General features: G+C 70.1%; 9 protein-coding genes. 4 read left to right on the top strand and 5 right to left on the bottom strand.

Annotation, left to right across the window (positions count from 1 at the left end; all coding sequences use genetic code 11):
• Positions 1-92: 92 nt before the first annotated feature.
• The gene (locus LZC94_40510) at positions 93-12,314 is read left to right on the top strand and encodes a tetratricopeptide repeat protein (GenBank protein ID WXB14101.1); all 12,222 of its coding nucleotides are present in this window, start codon (positions 93-95) and stop codon (positions 12,312-12,314) included.
• A gap of 264 nt (positions 12,315-12,578) precedes the next feature.
• Positions 12,579-12,770 (top strand): hypothetical protein, encoded by a 192-nt coding sequence (locus LZC94_40515; protein ID WXB14102.1) that lies wholly within the window; start codon positions 12,579-12,581, stop codon positions 12,768-12,770.
• 44 nt (positions 12,771-12,814) lie between these two features.
• On the opposite strand, the gene LZC94_40520 is transcribed toward LZC94_40515, so the two are convergent.
• Positions 12,815-15,721, bottom strand: coding sequence for a protein kinase (locus LZC94_40520; protein ID WXB14103.1), 2,907 nt, complete (start codon positions 15,719-15,721; stop codon positions 12,815-12,817).
• Positions 15,722-16,035: 314 nt separating this feature from the next.
• Between LZC94_40520 and LZC94_40525 the strand changes: the two genes are divergently transcribed.
• Positions 16,036-17,757, top strand: coding sequence for a sigma 54-interacting transcriptional regulator (locus LZC94_40525; protein WXB14104.1), 1,722 nt, complete (start codon positions 16,036-16,038; stop codon positions 17,755-17,757).
• 353 nt (positions 17,758-18,110) lie between these two features.
• Positions 18,111-19,430, top strand: a complete 1,320-nt coding sequence (locus tag LZC94_40530) for a sigma 54-interacting transcriptional regulator (GenBank protein ID WXB14105.1) — start codon at positions 18,111-18,113, stop codon at positions 19,428-19,430.
• A 197-nt stretch (positions 19,431-19,627) separates the two neighbouring features.
• On the opposite strand, the gene LZC94_40535 is transcribed toward LZC94_40530, so the two are convergent.
• The 4 genes from LZC94_40535 to LZC94_40550 are packed head-to-tail and all read right to left on the bottom strand — an operon-like array spanning position 19,628 to position 21,537.
• Entirely contained in the window at positions 19,628-20,458 is an 831-nt protein-coding gene (locus LZC94_40535; protein WXB14106.1) for a hypothetical protein, read from the bottom strand.
• Positions 20,455-20,691 carry a hypothetical protein gene (locus tag LZC94_40540; GenBank protein WXB14107.1) on the bottom strand — a complete coding sequence of 79 codons (237 nt, stop codon included), beginning with the start codon at positions 20,689-20,691 and terminating at the stop codon, positions 20,455-20,457. The genes LZC94_40535 and LZC94_40540 overlap by 4 nt, the downstream gene beginning before the upstream one ends.
• Positions 20,681-21,169, bottom strand: coding sequence for a hypothetical protein (locus tag LZC94_40545; GenBank protein WXB14108.1), 489 nt, complete (start codon positions 21,167-21,169; stop codon positions 20,681-20,683). Before LZC94_40545 ends, LZC94_40540 begins: the two co-directional genes overlap by 11 nt.
• Positions 21,166-21,537: a hypothetical protein gene (locus tag LZC94_40550; GenBank protein ID WXB14109.1), complete on the bottom strand. Its 372-nt coding sequence runs from the start codon at positions 21,535-21,537 to the stop codon at positions 21,166-21,168. Before LZC94_40550 ends, LZC94_40545 begins: the two co-directional genes overlap by 4 nt.
• Positions 21,538-21,549 lie beyond the last annotated feature (12 nt).

Below are 21,549 nucleotides of genomic sequence, written 5' to 3' on the forward strand. Positions count from 1 at the left end.
GTCCCGCCGTCCCTTCTCCCCCGCCAAAGCTCTTTCCCTACCTTGGCTTCCCGTGATGGGGAGTGTGAGGATTCTGGGAAATCGCAACCCTCATGCCGCCCGAATCGCCTCGCCAGCGTGGTTCCATTCCTCCTCCCGCCATCGCCTCGCTCGATTCGAAGCTCGAAAGCGAGAACGAGGTGCTCGAAGCCTTGGTCTTCGGGCTCGCGAAGAACGCGCTGCAGCCCGACTTGTGGGCCAAGCTGCACGACGCCGCGCAGCGAGACAACCGCATGTCGGAGCTGGCGTTCGCGTACGAGTCGTTCGTTCAGGACCGTCGGGTCAAGAGCCTCCCGCCCGCGGCCAACGCCGAATTCATGTATAATGCATCCAACTTCTTCACCGCGTTCGGTGACGAGTTGGGCGCGATGGCTTATTTGCAGCGGGCGCTGACGGCGTACCCCGCGCACCTCGGCGCCTTCGAGCGGCTGGAGTCGAAGCTCATTGCGCGGCGCGATTACAAAGGGCTGGCGGAGCTCTACATCAACACGGCGCAGCACCGCGGGAGGGTCGACCAGGCGCAGCTTCTCCGGCGCGCGGTGCACATGCTGGAGCAGTCGAAGGGCCCTTCGGACCGCATCATCGAACTTTTGCAGCAGGTACTGCGCCTCGACGCGCCCGACGAGACGTCGCGCCTGAAGCTGGTCGAATACTTCGCGGCGCTCGGGCGCTCGCGCGAAGAGGTGCGGCTGCTCGAGCAGGGTCTGAACCTCGAGCCGGAGCCCACCCCCGAGGGCGCGCGCCGCATGCGCACGCGGCTCATCGAGCTCTTTGCGTACGAGCTGCAAGAGGTCGAAAAATCCACGCCGCACGTGGAGGCGCTCCTGGCCCTCGATCCGGAGAGCGAGACGGCGCGCAACGTGGCGGAGCGCTTGCTCGAGATCCGCGGGGTGGCGGCGCGCGCGGCCTCGGCCCTGGCCGACGCGCACGAAGCGTCGGGCAAGCCGCAGGACGTGGCGCGCTACCTGAGCATCGAGCTCGAGCACACGCGCGGCACGCGGCGGATGGCCGTGCTGCGGCGGCTGGGGATCCTGCTGCAAGACCGGATCGGAAATAAAATTGGCGCCTTCGACGCGATCGAGCAGGCGCTGACCCTCGATCCCGCAGGCGACACCTTGCGCGAGCGCTATGTCGCGCTGGCGGTGGCGCTCGGGCGGCAGCTCGACGCGGCGAAGACCTTGGCCAAGGTGGCGGTGACGGCAAAAGATGCGCCGGTGAGGGCGCGCATCACGGCCGATATCGGGCAGCTCTTCGCGGCGGGCGGCGATCGCAAACGTGCGCGCGCGGTGTACGCCAGCGTGCTGGCCACCCCCGGCGTGCCGGACGACGCAGCGCTCCGCGCGGCGCGGGCGCTCACGGACATCTACGAGGCCGACGGGGATCTGCGCGAGCTCGGGGCGGTGCTCGAGCGGCGGGCGGAGCTGGAGACCGACGAAGGGCTGCTCCGCGCCTCGCTCGAGAAGTGGGCGGAGCTGGCCATGGGGCCGCTCGAAGATCCGGCGCGCGCCATCGTGGCGTGGCGCAAGCTCCTGGGGCTCGAGCAAGCGGCGGGCGCATCGCGCGAGCGCGCCCTGGAGTCTTTGGAGCGCCTCTATTTGGACGCGGGCGAGGTGACGGAGCTCGCGTGGGTGATGGGTGAGCGCGCGGTCACGGCGCCGCCGCGCGAGGCGCGCTCCTTGATGATCCGCGCCGCGGAGGCGCTCACGGCGGTGGCGTCGTCGCTCTCCGGCCCGGGCCAGGCGGCGACGGAGGCACAAGGGCGCGCCATCGCCGCGTGGCGGAGGCTCATCGAGCGGTTCGGCCCATCGCGCGACGTGTACGCCTCGTTCATCCCGCTGCTGGAGGAGATCGGCGACTGGCCGGAGCTGGCGCAGGCGCTGGAGGCCGACGCGGCCCTGGTGCCGGAGAGCGATCGCGGCGCGACCTTGGCGAAGGCCGGCCTCGTGCGGCTCCAACGCTTGCGCGACGTGCCGGGCGCCATCGATTCGTTCCGGCGCGCGCTGGCGTCGGACGCGGGCGAGAAGACGGCGCGGGAAGCGCTCGAGAAGCTCTTGGCCGCAGGGGATTATCGGGTGGCGGCGGCGCAGGCGTTGGAGCCCCTGTACCGCGCGGAGGAGTCGATCGCCGGGCTCTTGCGGGTGCTCGAGGTGAGGGCCACCTTGGGGGCGCACCCCGAAGATCGTCTGAGCGCGCTCGACGAGGCGGCGCAGGCCGCGGAGCTCTCCACCACGCACCGCGCGCAAGCCATCGAGTACGCGGGGCGCGGCCTGCTCGAGGCGGTGCAGAGCGGCCACCCGCTGGAGGCGTGGGTGGAGCGCGTGCAGACCTTGGCGGGCGACGGCGAGGCCAAACGCCGGGCGACCATCTTTGGAAGGGCGTTGGGCGACCGGATCGTCGACTCGCAGTCGATGCTCTTGCTCGCGCGCCACGCGGGCGATGCGCTGGCCGAGATCGGCGATGTGCAAGGCGCGCTGGGGCTCCTGCGCCGCGCGCTGGAGTACGATCCCTCGGCGACGGAGATCGTGCGGCGGGTGGACGGGCTCTTGCGCGATCAGGGCAACCCGCACGAGCGCCTGGTGCTCTACCGCGCCGCCTTGGAGCGCGAGCGCGACGCCTCGCAGCAGCGCCGCCTCCTGCACGGCATCGGCGCCATCGCGCGGCACGAGCTGAAGGATCCGGACGGGGCGATTCGAGCTTACAAGAGCGCGCTCGATCTCGAGGCCGAAGATCGCGACGCCTACGCGGCGCTGTGCGAGCTCTACGAAGAGGTCGGCGAGTGGGCGGCGCTCATCGATCTGCTCGAGATGCGCCTGGGCCAACTCGACGGAGGCCCCGACTCGATGCGCGTGCGCGCGCAGCTGGCGGAGACGGCGGCCGTTCACGAGCAGCCGGAGCGCGCGACCCTTCATGCGCGCGCGCTCTTGGGCGAGCCGGCCCTCACGGCCACCGAGCTCGACTCGGTGGAGCGGGTGGCGGAGGTGCTCGGCGACGCGAACCTCTCGTCCGAAGCGTTCGAGCGCCGCGCGTCCTCGGCGGGCGACCCGCGCGACGCGATCGCCGCGCTGGGGAGGCTGGGTGCGGCGCGCAAGGGCCAGGGCAACGTCCCCGCGGCCGTCGATGCGTGGAAGCGCGCGGCCCGCGTGGCCAAAGGGTCGAACGAGCCCGAGTCCGCGCAGCGCTTCTACGAGCTCGCGCGCAAGGCGGCGCCGCTCGACGCGGAGGCGAACGCGGAGCTGGCGCTCCTGCTCGAGGCCGAGGAGCGATGGAGCGCGCTGCCCGAGCTCTACGCCGTCCTGGTGGACGCGGCGAAGTCGACGGACGCGCGGTGCGCCGTGCTCCTCCGGCTCGCGCGGGTGCTGGCGGATCGGCTGGGCGATCCCTCGGGCGCGGCCGACGCGGTGGCGCGCGCGTTCGCGCTCGATCCGAGCCACGCGGAGACCTTGGCCCTGTTCGAGCGGCTCTCGGTGCAGTCCGGCGAAATCGCCGGGTTCGTGCGCGCCGTGGACTCGGCGATGCAGGAGGCCAAGGGCGCATCCGCCAAGGCCCTGCGCGCGGAGCTCTTGCTCTCCAAGGCGCGCGTGCTCTCGAAGGATCCGCAGCGCCAGGACGACGCGGCGGAGACGTACCGCGCGCTGCTCGCGGACGACGCGGATGGGGACACCGCGCGGCGCACGGCGGCCGTGGGCGCCTTCGCCAAGTGGCTCGAGGCCGGCGACGCCAGCCCCGCGCGCAACCTCGATCGCCGCTGGCTGCTCGCCTGGCGGGCGGACCACGCGGAGCGCGATGAAAAGATCGGGCACCTGGTCACGTGGGCGCGGGCGGAGGAGACGCTCTTCTCCGACGTGGAGGCGGCGCTGGAGGTGCACCGCCGGGTGCTGGCGCTCGATCCGGAGAACACCGAGGCGTCGGCGGCGGTGGCGCGATTGACCTTGGCGACGGGGGACGTGGGCGGCGCCATCACCGCCTTGTTCGCCCAGCGCGAACGGAGCGATGGCGCGGCGCGCCGGGCCATCGACATCGAAATTGCGACGATCTTGATCGAGCGCGGGACGCAGCTCGACGAAGCATTGCGGTGCGTGGCGGCGCTCTTGGAAGAGGCGCCGGACGATGCGGAGGCGCTGGGGCTCGCGGGGAGGCTCCTCCGTCTACCGAAGGTGGGACAGGAAGCAGCTGCACTCTTGGAGAAGGCTAGTCATCGCGTGGAAGACTCCGACGTTCGTGCCAACATCGTGAACACATTGCTCGAAGGACCCCCCGAGGTCGCAGGGACGACCACGCGCCGCGCGTGGTTCGAGCGCCTCATCGCGTCGCACGACGCGCAAGGACGCAAAGACGCGGCGTTCCTGACGACCCTGCGGGCGGCGGAAGAATTTCCGCTGGAGGCGTCGTTCTGGGATCGCGCCGAGGATCTCGCGCGCGAGATGCAGAACCCCGGCAGCTTGGCCGATCTCTACTACCGCGTGCTCGGCGGCGTCCTCTCGCCGGACGGCGCGCTCGAGATCGGGCAGCGGGCGGTCGCGTTCCACGAGGAGTGGTTCGACGATCCCTCGCGCGTGATCGCGCTGCTCGAGCGGGTGCTCACCATCGATCCGACGGCCGCCTGGGCCTTCGACCGGCTCAAGCTGCTCTTCGACTCGCGCGAGCAGTGGGACGATCTGTTCGCGCTCTACGACCGCGCCATCGAAACGGCGGCGCGCGATCGCCAGGTCGAGCTCCTGGAGGACGCCGCCCAGATCGCGAAAGACTTCGCCAACCACTCGGATCGGGCGATCCTCTACTTGGAGAAGCTCCTGGCGCTGAAGCCGCAGAACGCGCGCATCACCGCGTCGTTGGAGCGGCTCTACGAGCGGTATGGGAAGCACCGCGAGCTCATCGGCCTCTTGAACGGGCAGCTCTCCGCCATGAACCCTGCCGAGGCGCGCGCCACCCGCATCCGCATCGCGGGGATGCAGCTCGATCACCTCGATGACGTGGCCGGCGCCCTCACGGTGGTGGAGGGGATCCTCGGGGCCGAGGCGAACGGATCGGCATCGCTCCCGGAGGCCGGGGACGCGCGCGCGGCCGAGCGGCTCAAGTTGGTGGAGCTGCTCGAGCGCATTTTGCAGGCCGCGTCGGGGTTGCAGGTCGGAGCCGGGCCCGGCGAGTCGGGCACCTCCGCGGGCACCACCGCCAAGGCGCGCCAGCACGCGGCCTCGCTGCTCAAGGAGCACTATGTCGAGGCCGGGCGCGACGCCGATCTTGCGCGGGTGCTCGAGGTCGAGCTCGAGGCGGTGGAGGACCCCAAGGAGCTCGTCGCCGGCCACAAAGAGATCGCCGCCATCTACGGCAAGCTGGGGCGCGACGCGAACGCGCTGGAGCACTATGTGGCCTTGGTGCTGCTCGAGCCGGAGGTGGCCGAGCACCGCGATCGCTTGACGGCGCTGGCGGAGCGGGTCGATCAGTTCGATCGCGCGGCCGAGGTGCTGGCCAAGGCCGCCGAGCAGACCAAGGACGAAGCGCTGCGCGTCGAGCTCTTGATGCGCGCGGCGACCATGCACGAGGACAAGCTGGGCGACGGCGAGCGCGCCATCGCGCTGTACTTGCAAGTGCTGGCCCTGCCGGGCGCGGGCAACGAAACGCAGCTCGCGGCCACGCGCCGGCTCGATCCGCTGCTCTTGATCGCGTCGCGCCCGAGCGACCGGCTCACGGTGCTAGAGCGCATGAGCGCGCTGGAGACGGATCCGCGCGCGCGGCGCATCGCGCTGGGCACGGCCGCGGAGCTGGCGGCGGAGCTCGGCGAGGACGAGCGGGCCATCTCCGCGTACGGCGCGCGCCTCGCGCACGACGACACGGACGCCGGGGCGCTCGATGGGCTCATCGTGCTGCTGGAGCGCGGCAAGCGCTGGCGGCCGCTCATCGACGCGCTCACGCGGCGCGCGGCGATCACGCCCGCCAAGGAACAAAAGCGCGCCGATCGCGTGGCGCTGGCGCGCATCCACCGCCAGGAGCTCGAGGAGCCCGATGAGGCCATCGCCATCTGGCGCGCCATCGAGGAGGACTTCGGGCCGTCCGAAGAAGGGACGCGCGCGCTCGCGGGTCTGCTCCACGGCGTGGCGCGGTGGACCGATCTGGCGCAGCTGCTCGAGTCGTCGGCCAAGCGGGCGCAGGATCCCGAGGTGCGCGCCACGTTCTTGCGCCAGCTGGGCGACGTGCTCCGCGAGCGCCTCGACGATCACCCGCGCGCCATCGCCAACTACCGCGCGGCGCTCGAGGCTTCGCCGCGCGAGCCGGGCGCGCTCGACGGCCTGTACGAGCTCGTCGACTCGGGCAAGACGGCCGAGAGCCGCGCCGAGGCCGTGCGCGTCCTCTACGGCGCGCACACCACCGCCGGCGAGTGGCAGTCGGCGCTGGACTTGACCGAGCATCGCTTGACGGCGGCCGAGACGAACGAGGAGCGCGGGCGCATCCTCAAAGAAGCCGCGTGGCTGGGGGAGCACCGCATCGCCGATCGCGTGATCGCGTATGGCTTCGTGGGGCGCGCGTTCTTGCTCGCGCCGCACGATCTCGAGCTGAAGACGGATCTCTTCCGGCTGGCGGAGGCCACCAGCGGCTGGAAGGCGTTCGTCGAGACCCACCGGCGCGTGCTCGAAGCCGCGGAGGCGGCGACCGTTCGCGACGCGGAGCTCCTCGGGCGGCTGCATCAGCACCTGGGCGAAGCGCTCGAGCGAAGGCTCGACGACGCCGAGGGCGCGCTCGCCGCCTACGCCAAGGCGGTGGAGATCACGCCGCACGACACCGACGCGGTGCGCGCCGTTCTTCGCGTGGCCGGGCCGAACATGCGCTGGGACGCGGCCGCGCGGGCGGCGGTGCTGCACGCCATCGCCACGCATTCGCTCGACGAGTCGCTCTGGACGACCTTGGAGTCGGTGGCCACCACGCCAGCCGCGTGGGACGCGGCGACCGTCTCGCTCACCCGAAACATCGCAGGCAGCCCCAACTTGGTCGCGCACCTGGCGCGCGATCTCGAGGCGCGCGTGGCCACCTGGCACCGCGATCGGCGCGGCGATCCCGAGGCGGCGGAGGCGGCGCTCGCGCGCGCGCTGGTGCACGATCCGCTGAACCCGGCGCTCCTCGCGTCGCTGGCCAACCTGCAGCGCCGCGCCAAGGGACGGCCGCTGGTCGAGAGCCTCCTTCGCCTGTCGGAGGCGACGGGCGGCGACCTCGAGCTCTTGCGCGAGGCCGCGGAGATCGCCAACGACTCGATCGCCGATCGGGCGCTCGGCAAATCGATCCTCGAGCGGCTGATGAAGCTCGCCACCGAGCGCTGGTTCGGCCGCGAGCCGCCGCGCGACGTGACCTCGGGCACGCCCGCCGATCCGGAGCAGTTCGTGCGCTGGACCATCGCGGCGCTCTCCCGCATCTACGACGAGGAGGGCGACGCCGCCAAGACCGTGGACCTCTTGGTGCTGGCCTCGGAGCTGCCCTTCGACAGCGACAACCGCCGCACCATGCGCCACCAAGCGGCGAAGATCGCGGTGGACAAGCTGGGCGATCGGGAGCGGGCCATCGCGCTCTTCCAGGCGCTCTTCGCGGAGGATCCTTCGGATCATGCGGCGGCGGCCTCCTTGGCGGAGCTCTTTCAGCAGCAAGGCCGGCACGCCGACCTGCTCGAGCTGCGCGAGAAGCAGCTCGCGGCGGCGCCCCACCCTGCCCTGCGCCTCGAGGTCGCGCGGCTCAAGGTGCTGCTCGGCCGCCCGGAGGACGCGGTGGCCACCTTGCAGGCGAACCTCAAAGACGAGCCGCGGCACGACGAGACGGTGCGCGTGCTAGTCGACGTGTACCAGCGCGCCAGCCGCCACGCAGACCTGACGGCGCTCTTGGCCGACCAGGCGGCCCTGGCCGAGGCGGGCGGCGACAACGAGGCGGCCTCGCTCTTCTGGGCGCGCGCGGCCGCCGTGGCCGAGGAGAAGCTCGACGACGCCAACGCCGCCATCAACTACCACGCCCGCGTGGTCGCCATCGAGCCGCGCGCGGCCTCGTACGACGCGCTGGCGCGGCTGTCGATGCGGCGGCAAGACTGGACCGAGGCGGCGCAGTACTTGGTGCTCCTCCGCGACCACGTCGATCCCGACGAGCGCGCGCAGGTCACCTTGCGCCTCGCGGACGCGCTGGTGTCGGCCGGGCGCGAAGACTTGGCGCGCGAGCGGCTCGAGAGCGCGGTCGCCGAAGAGCCCCGCGAGGAGAAGCTCCGCGCGCACCTCGGCGCCATCTACCAGCGGACCCGCGAGTACGCGCCGCTGGCCGCGCTGCTCGCCACCGGCGCCGCGTACGCCGACAGCAACGAGGTGAAGCTCCTGCGGCTCCGCGAGGCCGCGGATCTCTACTGGCACAAGTGCAACATGCCCGCCGAGGCGGTGCCGCTCTTGGAGCAAGCCGCGGAGCTCGATCCGGAGAACCGCGCGATCCGGCTGCTCTTGGCCGACACCTTGGGCGCCGCCGGGCGCATTCAGGAGGGCCGCGCGCTGCTCCGGGCGGCCATCGAAGCGTTCGGAGGGCGGAGGCCCAAGGAGCGCGCGCCGATCCACTACCACCTGGCGCGCCTCGATCTCTTGGCGGGCGATCGCGCCCCCGCGCTGGCCGAGCTCGAGGCGGCCACGCGCATCGATCCGGCGAACGCCGAGATCCTGCGCACCTTGGCCGAGCTCGCGCGCGACGACGGCGAGCTCGATCGCGCCGAGCGCTCGTACCGCGCGCTCTTGGCGGTGGTGCGAAGGCAGGATCAACCCGAGGAGTCGACCCCCATCGTTCGAACCGAGGTGCTGCTCGAGCTGAGCGAGATCGCGCGGCGCCAAGGGCAGACGGATCGGGCCGACGAGATCCTGGAGTCGGCCCTGGAGGCCGCGACCTTGCACCCGGTGGAGGCCTCGCGCCTCGAGCGGGCGCTGCGCGCGCGGGAATCGTGGAAGGCCTTGGCCAAGGCGCTCGAGATGAAGCTCGAACGGGCCGACCGCGACGCGCGCGAAGGCCGCGATACCCGCGAAGGCGGCGATGCCCGCGAAGGCGAGCCGCGTGAAGACACGGGCGCCGAGCGCAAGGCCGCGATCCTCTTCGAGCTGGCCGACGTGCTGGGCAACAAGCTCGGGCGCGAGGACGAAGCGTTCGGCATCGGGCTGCGCGCCATCGAAGCGGCGCCCGACTCGCCGAGCGCGCACGACGCGATGCTGGAGCTCGCGAAGCGAACGCACGCCGTCCCCCGCTATGTCGACACCCTGGCGCGGCTGGCCAAGGCGGCGGCGGCGAAGGACAAAAAGCTGGCCGGCGCGCTCTACCTGCGGCTGGGCGGCATCGCCTCCAGCGAGCTCGAAGACGACGCGCGCGCGCTCTTCATGTACGAAGAGGCGGAGCAGCTCGAGAGCGACTCGCGCGACGTCCTGCGCGCGCTCGAGAGCCTGTACGGCCGCGCGGGCAAACGCGAGGGGCAAGAGCGCGTGCTCGCGCGGCTGGTGGAGCTGGAGGCCGCGGCCCAGCCCCCGAACCCCGCGCAGCACGGGGGCGCGCTCTCGCGGCTGGCGGCGCTGCGCCTCTCGACCCCCGGCGGGGTGGAGGCGGCGACCGATCTCCTGGCCAGCGCGCTGGCGCTCGACTCCGAGAACGTGCACGCGCTCTCGGTGCTGGAGAAGGCCATCGACGCGCACCCCGATCGCCTCAAGCTCCTCGACCTCTACGAGCAGACGGGCCGGCGCCCCGGGCAAGAGCGGCTCTTGCTCGACGCGCTCCAGCGCCGGAGCCGGCGTCCAGACACGCCCACGTCGGTGCTCCGCGAGGCCGTCTCCCTCGCGCAGAGCCTGGGCGAAAAAGCGCTGGTGGAGGAGCTGCTCGGGCGCTACGTGTCGCTCGCGCGCGCCAACGAGGAGGAGCGGGAGCACGCGGCCTGGGCGCTCACCTTGCTCGCGGAGTGCGCCGAGGCGCGCAACGAGCTGCGCGACGGGCTCACCTTGCGGCTGGAGGCGGCCGACTACGCCGATCCGGAGGAGGCGCGCAAGGTGCGGATGTTCGTCGCGCGCACCGCGGCGGATCGGCTGGGCGATCCCTACTTCGCGGCCAAGGTGTACGAGCGGCTGTTCGAGCAGCGGCCGGACGATCGCACCGTGTGGGAGCCCCTCGGCGCGCTTTACCGCAAGGTGGGCGACAGCGAGCGGCTGGCGCGGCTCTTGGGCCAAGTGACCGACACCATCGACGAGATCGAGCCGCGCAACGAGATGCGCCTCGAGCGCGCGCGCATCCTCCTCACCGGGGGCGACGCGGCCAAGGCCGACGCGGTGTTCGAGCTGCGGCGCATCCTCGAAGAGCAGCCCGGGCACGAAGAGGCGGGCGCGATGCTGCTCGGCATCCTGGAGACCAACGGGCGCGAAGACGAGCTCACCGAGCTGCTCAACCAGCAGATCGACGCCGCCAAGGATCGCGGCGACTCGCGGCGGGTGGCCACCCTCTCGGCGCGGCTGGGGGTCCTCGTCGAGCGTCAGGATCCGCAGGCGGCCATCGGCATTTACTACTCGGCGCTCGACTGGGATCCGAAGAGCGAGCCGGTGCTGCGCGCCATCTCGCGTCTGCTCGCCCAGAGCGGCGAGCCGGCGGATCGGGCGGAGCTGCTCGAGCGGCTCATTCCGCTGACCTCGGGGCCCGAGGCGGAGAAGCTCACCCTGGAGCTGGTGAGCCTGCGCGAAGAGCTCTGGGACACCGAGGGCGGCGAGCGCGCCATCGCCGTCGGCTTCAAGGCGTGCCCGGAGAGCACCACCTTGCGCGATCGGCTGCTGCACATCTACCGCGAGCGGGGCGACACCCAAAAGCTCGCCGAGGTGCAGGTGCTCGACGCCATGGCGCAGAGCGAGCCTGCCGAACGCGCCGCGCGCCTGCGCAAGACGGCGACGCTCTACCGCACGGAGCTCCGCGACGCCGCGCGCGCCGCGGAGCTGCTCCAGGAGGCCCGCACGTCGCTGCCCGACGATCGCGAGCTCTTCGACGAGCACATCGCCACCTTGACCGACGCGGGCCTCTACCAAGCCGCCGCCACCGAGCTCACGAGCGCGGCCTCGGCGCTGCCGGATCAAGACGCGCGGCGCGCCCCGCTGCTGGCCGCCCGCGCCTCGCTTCGCGCGCGGCTCGGCGATCAAGGCGGCGCCCTCTACGATCTCGAGCGAGCCTTCGCGCTCGATCCGGCCAACTACGTGGAGCCTCTGACCATGCAGCTGGCGCGGCTGCGCGAGGAGGCGATCCGCGCGGACGACACGGCCAAAGAGGCGGCCATCCTCCTTCGGCTGGTCAACCTGCTGGCCAAGTCCGGCCACACCGACGCGGCGCGGATGCACCTGGGTGAGCTGCTCACCCGCGATCCAAACCACCGCGAAGCGCTCCGCACCCTGGGCGAGCTGGAAGAGACCCTCGGGCACTGGGACGTCGCCAGCGCCACCTACCGCCGGCTGGCCATGATCGACGACTCGGAGCTCTCCGAGCTGGCGCTGAAGCTGGCGCACACCAGCGAGCGGGCGGGCGAGCTGGGCTTCGCGCGCCCCGTCCTCGAGCGCGCCCTGCGGAGCGATCCGACCAACACCGAGGTGCGGGAGCGGCTCCGCGAGCTGTACGCGCGCACGGGGGCGCACCGGGAGCTGGCCGAGATGAGCCTCGCGGAGGCGCGCACCACCCTCGACGACGATCTGCGCTTCACGCACCTGGTGCGCGGCGCCGCCGTGCTCCTGGAGAGCGGCATCGAAGAGCAGGCCGCGCTCGCCGCCTTGGAGGAGGCGCGGACCATCCGGCCCAACGACATCGAGTGCGCCGCCTTCTTGGCCGACGCGCTGCTCGCGCTCGGACGCCCCGACGAGGCCAACGCGCTGATGCACACCACGCTGGCCGCGCAAAAGGGCCGTCGCTCGCGGGATCTGGCGCTCTTGCACCAGCGCCTCGCGCGGGTCGCGCGCACCGTGGGCGATCGCCAGGGCGAGCTCTCGTGGCTCTCGAGCGCGCTCGACATGGACGGCCAGAACGGGCTCGTGGCCTCCGAGCTCGCGCGCTCCGCCCTGGAGCTCCGTCAGTACGACGTGGCCACCAAGGCGCTGCGCACCATCACCATGCTACGCGGCAGCGCGCCCATCCCGCGCGCCGTGGCGTACCAGCGGCTGGGCGAAATCGCCCACGTTCAAGGCGATACGAAGAAGGCGCTGCTCCTCCTGAAGCGCGCCGTCGACGACGATCCGACCTTGGAAGATGCGCGCGCGCTCCTGCATGCGCTCTCGCGCTGACGACAGACCGCCGCGCACACGATCGGTCGAGCGTCGATTTCTTGGACAAGCTGGACACTCGAAGCGTCCGTTTTTTGGACGCTTTGAGTGCATTTTTCACGAAACATTTTCTGATACGTGGCTTCGCGGCAAATCGACGGACACCCTACGCGGGTGTCGTATGACCTTTTTGGGTGGCGTTCATCTTGCTCTAGAGCGTCATGAATCGCCGCAACGCGGTGATTCCCAAGTACGACGATAAAACCACCCGAGAGGTCAACTGCAATGAAGCGCGAAGAGTCTTCGAAGAAGGCGGATGAAGGGGTCTCCAAGTCCGAAGTGAAAGAGCTGGTGCCGCAGGAATCGGAGAAGCACGAAGCGGAGGATGGTAGCCGCATCGAAGATCCCGGCCCCAACAGCCGCACCAGCAAGGGCGGCACCGAGACCGAGATCGAGGATCCCGACCCCAACACCTGAGCGACGCGCGCAATCCCACGGGGGGGACCCAATTCGTTGCGGCCTCACGGGGCCGGGCAGCGCAACGAGGAGCGATGCGCGCGCGCCATTTTTGCCGATACGCTGCGGCGCTCCTCGCCCCATCGCGCCAGGACGACGCCGTACGCGGCGCATGCGCCTGCCACGTCACCTCGCTGCTCGAGCGCGAGCCCCAAGTGCAAATGCGCGCGGGTATGCTCGAAAGGTGCTTGGACCGCCTCGCACGAGCGCGTGGCCCGCTGGAGGTAAGGCAACGCCTTCTCGACGTCTCCCGCGAGCAGGTAGGTCGTGCCAATACCGTCGTCCATCTCGACGTCGCGGGTGAGCGAATCGACGAGCGGAAGATAACTCGGCAGCACCGACAGGGCCTCGCGGGCATCGTCGGGGGTGCCCACGGCGAGCGCGTAGGCCACGATCCACCGCAGCGCGGTCGAGTTGAGGAGCTGGGAGCGTTTGGCCTCGCGCGCCAGCCAGGATTGCCTGCGCGTCTCGAAGGCCTCGTGCGGCAACGAACCGGTGAGGTAGAGCGTCCGCAGCGCCAGGATCTCCCAATCGAAATAGGTGGACGGGAGCCACGCATCGCGCTTGGCGAGGTACTCGGTGGCCAGTCGACCGGCGAGCGAGGGATCTCCGAGCTCGATGGCCATTTGAAATTGCATCTGCGAGAAACGCGCATGCTCGGACTCGGACGCCTCGTTCGCGACGGCCCTGCCCCACGCATCCAGCGCGCGCCGCGCCGGCTCGAACTGCCCGGCGAGCACGAGGAACTGAGCCTCGTAGCGCTGACGGACGATCTCGCGCTTCGATTCGGGCGCGAGCGGCCAGGCGCGATCGAGCACGTCGTGGACGCTGCTCATCGTTCCGCCCCGGCCGTGGATGGCGCTCGCGAGCCGGATGGCCATCAAATTGCTCGGCGACGGAAGCGCCATCAGCCGGCGCGCGTGCCGCTCCGTGTCCTCGCATCGCCCTTCGTGCGCATCGAGCTTGGCGATGGTCTCGAGGCACCTCACGCCGTAGCTCGAGACGTGGAGGCACTCTTCCAACGAGCGGCGCGCGCTCGCGACGTCGTCGAGCAATCCGTACGCGAACCCCTTGCCCGCCCAAGCCATGGCCACCGTCGGATCGCGCCCGGAGAGATCGTTCAGCACGTCGATCGCGTTCTGCAGCTCGCCGCGCTTGATCTGAATATCCGCCAGCGCAAAGCTCACGAGCCAGTCGGAACGAAACGCCTCGTGCGCCGCGAGGAGGCGCTGGCGTGCGGTGTCCAGATCGGGCGGCATGGCCACCACGGGCGCGTACGCATCGAGCAGGGCGAGATCGCGCGGCCCGAGCCGGGCACGTTGGGCGGACGCCGCGTGGTGGTGCTCGCGCGCCCCGTCGTCCGTCCACATGGGCATCATGGCCAAATAGAGGTGGGCCGCCGCCAGGCTGGGATCGAGCTCCAGCGCACGCGTAAAGCTCTTTTCGGCGGCACCCGGCACGGCGTCGCGCCAATCTTGAACGCCCGCGTTGAAGTGGGCGCGCGCCGCCTCCGTGTTGCTCGACGCCGTGGGCGCGGCGGATGCTCCCGCATCGTCGACCCCCGCGGGCGGCAGCCGCGCCTTAAGGCGGTGTCCGATCCCGGGCTCGTACACCCCCAGCACCATGGCCACCACGAAGGCCAGCGCCACCACCCCCGGCAACGCCATCCCGGCGACCACGGCCCCCCAGAGCCGCCGGCGTCGTTTGAGCCGGAGCACGCGGCGCGAGGGTTCGGAGCGGGCCGGGTTGGGCTCGTTCTTTCGGTCGCTGCTCACCGCCTCTCCATCCCGAAGCGTCTTGGGGAGGGACGTGGTGAGGGTGCGGACGCTGCCCTGCGTGCGCGTCGATTTCCACCGGCCCGATGCGCTGAGGCGCGTCTCGATGGCGCCGTTCGACGGTGCGCTCGCCATCATGCGCCCGGTGCTGGGCAGAAAACCTCCGCTGGGCGGCGAAACGCGACCGACGCGATCCGTACGATCGGCGCGATCGATCGGCTGCGTCTCCGTCTCGTGCAGATCGCTGCTGTCGGGTGAAAGCTCCGCGACGAAGCCTTCGCGAACCTGCACCGCCACCGAGGCGAGCGACCGGCCCAACGCCGCCTCGTACGCCAAGTGGAGCGCCTCGCGCATCTCGCGCGCCGACGGCCATCGCTCCGCCGGCTCGAACGCCAGCGACGTGCGAACGAATTGCACGATGGGCGCCGGGAGCTCGGGCAGCACGTCGGAGAGGGCGCGCGCGCGCTGGGTGGCGGCGGCTACGATCAGGGCGCTCGAGTTGTCCGAGATGTGAACGAGCTCGCCGGACAAGAGCGTAAAAATCGTGGCCCCCATGGCCCAGCAATCGCTGTGCGGTCCCACGGCGTTGGCGTTGCCGAGGGCCTGCTCGGGCGACATGAAGGCGGGGGTGCCCACCAGCCGGCCTGGAAAGATGGCGCTGCTCTCCCCGTTGATGCGGCGGGCGATGCCGAAGTCGAGCACGCGCACATTGCCCGAGCCGGTGATGAAGAGGTTGTCCGGTTTGATGTCGCGATGGATGATGCCTTTGGCGTGGGCGCTCACGAGCACGTCGAGCGCATCCGAGACCACCACCATCACTTCATCGAGCGGCAGACGGTTCCTTGCGCGCTCCCAGCGCTCGCGGAGGGTCATCCCCTCGAGCAGCGGCATGATCAGAAAGGGGCACCCCTCGTGATCCATGTCGTTGTCGAGCACGGGGACGCTGCCCGGGTGGCGCACCTGATTGGCCACATACGCTTCGCGGCTGAAGAGCTGGCCGATCTCCGGATCGTTCCAGAATGTTTCGTGCAGGAACTTGATGGCCACGCGGTGGCCATTGCGATGCGTCGCCGCATAGACGGCCGCCGTCCCGCCAACCCCGATCAGCCGGTCAATTCGATATTTCTGTTGTATCACCGAGCCTAGACGCGCCAACGCGCGTTCTGAAGCCGATGAGCGCGAGAAGGACGTCGGCATTGAACTCGCGGAACGGATGATGGCGTTGCACTCGTCCGTGCGTCAAGACACCGCGCCAGCTGGAGCGTGCTACCAAACAACGGCTGTGTTACTGCGCGCTTCGGCTCGGGGCTACGGCTCTCGTTACATTTCGCGCGAGTGCATATGTTAAAGGGTTACGGCGCTCCTCACCAAGGGGAGGTATCTCCGCGAGGCGTGCGATGCAACGGACCAGGTATCTCATTGTCGCACAGGGATTGAATGCGGGAGCGCGCATGGTCGTCGACCATCGCGTGCGGATGGTCGGTCGCGCGCGCGACGCCGACTTGATCTTGCCCGATCGCTCCGTTTCCCGTCACCACTTCCAGATCGTGGAGACCGAGCACGGAACGCGCGTCCACGTGTGCCCCACCGCCGCCCCGCTCGTGCACGCCGGGTGCGAAACGCTCGACGTGCTGGTGAAGGTCGGGGACTCGCTCGTAGTAGGCAACACCGTGCTCTTGGTGGCCGAAGCCGACACCGACGGCTCGCAACCGCCCGCGTCCTACGGCTCCACGATGGTACACGCGCTGCTGAACGGCCCAGCCGCCGACGCGCGCGGCTTCGCAGCCGTGTTTGCGCTCAACGAAGCGCTGGCCACGACGGAAGACATGGGCTCGCTCGAATCAGCGCTCGCCAACTGGGCGCGCGCGCACGCCGACTGCGAATCCATCGAAATCACGGACGCGCCCTCCAACGTGCTCTCGGGCGCGAACGATACCGTGACCAATGGCGCGAGCAACGGCGATGCCATGGCGGTTCTGGAGACGGTCACCCCCGCGGGCCGTGTAAAGCTCGTGGTGCCCGCGCATGGAGCATCGCCGCGATGGATTGCGTTCGCGACCACGTTGTCCCCCGATCGGGTGACGGATCTCCTTCGCCGGCTGCTGGTGGTGGCCGTTCAAATCTGCGCCTCGCGCATCGCGCAAATCTCGGCCCTGCGCACGGTCAAAGCGGAGCTGGAGACATTTCGGCAGCAAGCCGTCGGGAGCGCGCACGCCTTCTTGGGAACATCGGTGGCGGCCGATCGGCTGGTGCGCATCATCCCGAAGCTCGCCGTGTCGGACACCGTGGTGCTCCTCACCGGCGAGACAGGGGTGGGCAAAACCTTCGTGGCGCGCTTGATCCACGAAACCGGTTCACGCAAAGACGAGCCGCTCAAGGTCATCAATTGTGCGGCCATTCCAGACAACCTCATTGAGAGTGAGTTGTTCGGGCACGAGCGCGGCGCGTTCACCGGTGCCGTGGCCGCGCGACCCGGTGCGCTCGAGAGCGCAGGCCGGGGCACCGTGCTGCTCGACGAAATTGGCGAGCTGCCGCTCGCGAGCCAAGCGAAGCTCCTACGCGTCCTCGAGGAGAAGTGCTTCGAGCGGGTCGGCTCGAACCGCTCCGTGACCTTGCAGGCCCGCGTCATCGCCGCCACCAACCGCGATCTCCAGGCCATGGTGACCGCGGGCACCTTTCGAAGCGATCTGTTCTTTCGCATCTCGGTCGTCAGCGCCTCCGTGCCACCGCTGCGCGAACGCGGTGACGACTTGTTGTTGCTCGCGCAACAAATCTTGCTCGATTTCGCCCCCAGCACCGGCCGGCGCATCGATGGCTTTTCGCCCGAGGCGCTGGCCGCCATTCGCCGCTACCCTTGGCCTGGGAATGTGCGGGAGCTGCGCAATGCCATCGAGCACGCGGTGGTCCTGGGCGATGGCCCGTGGATTGCGCCCTCGGATCTTCCCGTGGCCGTGAACGGTGTTCACGAACCTTCCGTGAACGGGGCGTCGGCGCAAGCGGCGGGCGAAGATCCGTTCATCGTGCGCCTGCCGGCGAGCCTCGAGTGGGTGGAGCGGCGGGCCATCGATGCGGCGCTGTTGCAAACGAACGGCAATCGAACGAAGGCGGCGGCGTTGCTCGGGATCAATCGGCAAACCTTGTACAACAAGCTGCGGGAAGTCCCGCGCAGCTGATCGGCGCGCGCTTTCGGATCGCGGCGCGCTTTCGGATCGCGGCGCGCTTTTGGGTCGCGGGGCGCTTTCGGGTCGCGGCGCGCTTTTGGGTCGAGCCTCTGGGATCGCCCGTGTCCGAAGACGAATGAAACCAGGCGAAAACGCGGTTTGTCGACTTTTTGGACAGTGAACATGTTGCAGCTGTCCAAAATTGCGACTTCGTCGCGGGGCCCGTGCAACGCGTTTCGAAGCACCATCGGGAACTGGCTCCCATCTTGCTCTTGGCTCTTCTGCGCACACCGCACGAACACGCCTTGATCGGCGCGAGGCGGTGATGGATCAAAAATCAAACTTCGCCCATTGGACCCACCACGATGATGAAGGCACTCGTCGTTCTCGAAGGTTCCCTCGGAGACACCGTTGCACACACACTCGAAGGTGCCGAGCTCCGTTTTCGCACCGAACGCTTAACGTCGGGCGACGCGGCACCGGCCACATCGCGCCCCGCCGATCTCATCGTGGTCGACGAGGCCATGGATGACAACGAACGCACACGGCTCACCAGCCGTCATGGCGCGCCGATCATCGTCATCGGGCGCGATGTCGGAAAGCCGTTGGGCGAGCAAGCCCTGCGAAACGCCGTCGTGCGTGCCACACGGTGCGCGCGCTCGGACACGGGCGGCCTCGTCGCCGTCGATCCGCCGCTGCAGCAGGCGCTTCATACGGTGGATCAAGTGGCCAAACGCGGTGGAAGCGTGTTGATCACGGGGCCGACGGGCTCGGGAAAAGAGCTGCTCGCGCGGCATGTGCACCTGCGCTCCGGGCGGCAGGGGGCTTTCGTCGCCGTCAACTGCGCGGCGTTCAGCGATGGGCTGGCGGAGAGCGCGCTCTTCGGGCACGTGCGCGGCGCGTTCACGGGGGCGGTGTCCAACGCGGGCGGCGCCTTCGTCGAGGCGCATCGGGGCACCCTGTTCCTCGACGAAATCGGGGAGCTGGACCCGGGGGTGCAAGCGAAGCTCCTGCGTGCCCTCGAGGAGGGCTCGATTCGCGCCGTCGGCGCCTCCAAGCCCACCGCCATCGACGTTCGCGTGGTGGCGGCCACCAACCGCGATCTGCGCAAAGAAATCGCCATGTCGCGCTTCCGCTCGGATCTGTACTTCCGCATCGCGACCTTCGTCGTGGAGGTGCCCCCGCTGCGTGACCGACCCGGCGATCGCGACGCCTTGATCACACGATTCCACGCGCAGCACGACCGCGGTTCGCGCATTTCGTTCTCGCGCGAAGCGCGCCACGCGCTGGATCGCTACCCCTGGCCGGGCAATGTGCGGGAGCTGCGCAATGTGATGGAGCGGGTGCTGTCGCTGGCCGCCCCGGGCGAGCTGACGGAGGCTGCGCTGCTCGACCTCGCGCCGGAGCTCGCCACGGCCCACGCCGTGCCCGCCGAAGCACCGCGCCGTAAGGATGCGATCCTGACGAGCGTGCGGCCGACTGCCGGGAAAACGTCGGCGCGCGAGGCCGCCGCCTTGATCGAGCAGCAGCTCATTCGCGAACGGCTCGCGCGGGGCGGTACCCAACTGCAAAAGCTGGCGGACGAGCTCGGGATCCATCGAACCACGCTCTGGCGAAAGCTGAAACGGCTGCAATTGACGCCCGGCAACCATGAGGCACCTCAAGAAGGCCAACGGTCGGAGTAGTCGCTCGGCACACGCCGACTCGCCGCACGCAGCAGACCGCGATCCGGCACGGCACACGCCGACTCGCCGCGCGCTGCGTTCGGCGATCCGGCACAGCACACGCCGACTCTGCGTACGCTGCGTTCGGCGATCCGGCGCACGGTGCGTTCGGCGATCCGGCGCAGCACACGGAGAGCCGAATCCCCCCCGCGGACCGGTTAGGTCTGCGACTCGGGTCCCAGTGTGTACTTCATGACGGCGCAGAGCCCCGCAGAAACGGGCTCGCGGCTGTGCGCCGCGCGTTGCTCGAGCACGGCCCACTCGGCGGCCGACAGGTGCTGCCACGACCAAAGCGAGTGAGCCGGCGCCAGCGCATAGTGATCGAGGAACTCGTCGAGCTCGTGCAACGGTGCGTGGTCGGTCCCGTGGTAGTCGACCATGCACCCAATGGGGCAGCGCGGAGGGCCTCCGGCGAGCGCCGACCAAGCCGCGTCCGCGCGCGCGGCAAACTGCGCAAACGGTTGGCGCGCCAGGCGCCAATAGCATTGATCCATACGCGCATCGAGGACGGCGCCAAACTCGTTCCAAGGCCAGATGGGGTGCGCCTTGACGATGGACCATGGAGCGTCGGCCAAGTACACGTCCGGCCCCACCGCGTCGCGCAAGCGCGCCGCGAAGGTGCGCGCCTCCGTGCGCCAATCGTGGGAGACGAGCTTGTCGTGCGCGTCGTGCGAGGTCTCCCACTCGAATTCGGCGTCGCAGATCAGGTGCCGAACGCCCTGCTCGTGGACCAGATCACGCGCGAGCGCGATCTGCGCGCTCACGGTGGTGGGGACGGAGTACCACCACGCGGCGCACTCGATCCCGGCGGCGCGCAAGACCTCCACCCGCTCGCGCGTGACTTGGCCGTTGCTGCGCGACTCGCCGGCCTTGATGGCCACCCACGAGACGCCGCATCGCTTTGCTTTCTCGGCGATGGCGTCGATTCGCCCGCGCTCGCACGCCGCGAGCTGCCATATCCAGATACCGAGCCCGGAGAGCATGTTCATCCCTCGCCCTTTCGTTGCTCGGCCTCGCGCCGCTCGAGCTCGTACTGCAGCGCGCGGCTCTGCGACAGCTCGGGCAGGATGGTCTTGACCCGAACCGAGAGCGGATCGGCCCGCCCCTCGATGAGATCGTGCAGCCAATCGAGGAGCGGCGGCGCGAGCTTCACGGCGGCTCGGAGCAACTGCAGCGCCGTCTCCAGATCCCCCGCCACCCCCGGAATTCCATTACCCGCCATGGCACACCTCCTCGAGACCTCGTGAAAGCGAGAGCGCGTCGGACAGCACCGGGGGCAAGCTCACCCCGACCCGCGCGAGCGCGTCCCCCAGGTTGCGGAGCGCGACCGCCGCGTCCGTGGTCGCGCAGGCCACGCGCTGGCGTTGGCCGTTCTCCCATGCGTCCACCCCCGACTCGGCCGCGAGCAGCGCGGGGCGGGCGGCGTCGTACGCGTCCGCGCACATCTTGGCGAGCTTGGCGTCGCTGCGCTCGCGCGCGGCGGCCGTGCATACGCCGTCGGCCACCGACACCGCCTTGGCGACGGTGAGGATCGCGCCGCGCGCCGTATCCCGAGCCGGCGAGCTCGCGCCGCGCGCGGGGCCGCAACCGAGGGCGTGCACCAGCGGTAGAATGGCCGCGGCCATGACGCATACACCGGCGCGCTCGGGCCACATCGCGCCGGGGATCGCGCCATGCGCCGGCTTCGAAAGGCGATTCACGGCGCGCCTCCTTTCACCAGCCCCGGGTCCTGGGGGCGCGCATCGTCCACCCGGCCTTCGCCGAGCTCCCGGCCTTTGCGCAAGGATCCAATCAGAAGATCGTGCCCCGCCATCGCGGTGAAGGCGGCGGTCAAGCCGCTGACGATGGCCTCCTTCCACGTCACGTTGCGCTCGACCACCGTCTGCGCGATGCCCGAAATGGCGCCCAGGACGAGCGCGAGCCACGGCCGCCATGCGGGCGGTAAGGTCGGGAGCGAGGTGTCCGACTTGAAGGCCCGAACGATCGCCCCGATGACGATCGCAGAAACGAGAGTCCACTTTCCGTCGAGCGCGAGCGCGAGGATCGTGTCGATACCAGTGTCCGTCATATTGCCCTTTCG

It is taken from the genome of Sorangiineae bacterium MSr11954, from assembly GCA_037157815.1.
Classification (GTDB): Bacteria; Myxococcota_A; Polyangia; order Polyangiales; family Polyangiaceae; genus Pendulispora; species Pendulispora albinea.

Coding starts and splice junctions, on each gene's coding strand:
- LZC94_40510 (WXB14101.1), top strand. CDS start 93: ATGCCGCCCGAATCGCCTCGCCAGCGTGGTTCCATTCCTCCTCCCGCC.
- LZC94_40515 (WXB14102.1), top strand. CDS start 12,579: ATGAAGCGCGAAGAGTCTTCGAAGAAGGCGGATGAAGGGGTCTCCAAG.
- LZC94_40525 (WXB14104.1), top strand. CDS start 16,036: ATGGTCGTCGACCATCGCGTGCGGATGGTCGGTCGCGCGCGCGACGCC.
- LZC94_40530 (WXB14105.1), top strand. CDS start 18,111: ATGATGAAGGCACTCGTCGTTCTCGAAGGTTCCCTCGGAGACACCGTT.
- LZC94_40535 (WXB14106.1), bottom strand. CDS start 20,458: ATGAACATGCTCTCCGGGCTCGGTATCTGGATATGGCAGCTCGCGGCG.
- LZC94_40540 (WXB14107.1), bottom strand. CDS start 20,691: ATGGCGGGTAATGGAATTCCGGGGGTGGCGGGGGATCTGGAGACGGCG.
- LZC94_40550 (WXB14109.1), bottom strand. CDS start 21,537: ATGACGGACACTGGTATCGACACGATCCTCGCGCTCGCGCTCGACGGA.